1 protein-coding gene is annotated in these 1028 nt (G+C 64.9%); it reads right to left on the bottom strand.

Annotation, left to right across the window (positions count from 1 at the left end; genetic code table 11):
* Positions 1-943 (bottom strand): IS481 family transposase (locus BHU06_RS21920; RefSeq protein ID WP_070401355.1); only part of this gene is annotated, 943 nt, incomplete at its 3' end.
* Positions 944-1028 lie beyond the last annotated feature (85 nt).

Below are 1028 nucleotides of genomic sequence, written 5' to 3'. Positions count from 1 at the left end.
TGTTGAGTCTCAGGAGGTTGTTCATGCCCGGGATGCGGGTCATGGGCGGCTGATGGTGCAGAGCGGAGTGTGGCCGCAGCCAGTTGTAGTGGTCAATGAAGGGCTGCAGGGCGGCGTGGCGCTGGGCCGAGCTTTCGTACGGTCTGGCATAGGCCCACTCGCGCAGGCTGGTCTGCACAAAGCGCTCGGCCTTGCCGTTGGTCTTGGGTGTGTAGGGGCGGGTGCGGATGTGGCGCACGCCTAGTTCCAGACAGGCGCTCCTGAAGGCCTTGGAGACGTAGCCGCTGCCGTTGTCGGTCATCACCCGCTCGATCCTCACGCCCAAGCTGGCGTAGTAGGCCAAGGCATCGCGCAGGAACTCAGTGCAGCTCAAGCCCGCCTCGTCGGGCTTGATCGAGGCGAAGGACACACGCGAGTGATCGTCGATGGCCAAGTGCACCGCGTCCCAGCCGATGCCCCTGTTGCGATGCTGGCGCTCACCAGTGATGCGGTGGCCAATGCCTTGGATGCGGCCCAGTCGCTTGGTGTCGATGTGCAGCAACTCGCCTGGGCTGGCTCGCTCGTAGCGGTGCACGGGCTCGCGTGGTTGCAGTGAGCTCAATCGGCTCAGACCCAGCCGAGCCATGTGGCGCGCCACGGTGGCCAGGCTGCGCCCGGCCTCACAGGCAATGCGCCAAAGGGGTACACGCTCTCGGCGGCGCCGCTCGAACTGGCGCACCTGTTCGGGCGCGCAGCTCGCAGGGCTGCGCCGTGGCCTGGAGGTCCGATCGAGCAGTCCTGCCGGGCCTTCACTCTTGAAACGGGCCAGCCACTTGTAGCCGGTGCGCTCACTGACTCCGGCCGCTTCACTGGCCAGGGCCACCTTCCAACCCTCTTGCAAGACCCTGCTGACCAGCAAGGCTCGACCTCGCGCGGTCAATCGCGCATGCTTATGGCTGTTCATCCGTTCTCCTGTCCTGAGTTGTTGCGGCCTGGTAACCACAGCTTCCCAGTTCCGGGACGGATGAACAACCTATTGAGACTTCACA

Origin of the sequence: Hydrogenophaga sp. PML113 (assembly GCF_001777155.1) — a bacterium.
In the GTDB taxonomy this organism is placed as follows: Bacteria; Pseudomonadota; Gammaproteobacteria; order Burkholderiales; family Burkholderiaceae_C; genus Hydrogenophaga; species Hydrogenophaga borbori.
This window is presented reverse-complemented; position numbering and strand designations above follow the sequence as displayed.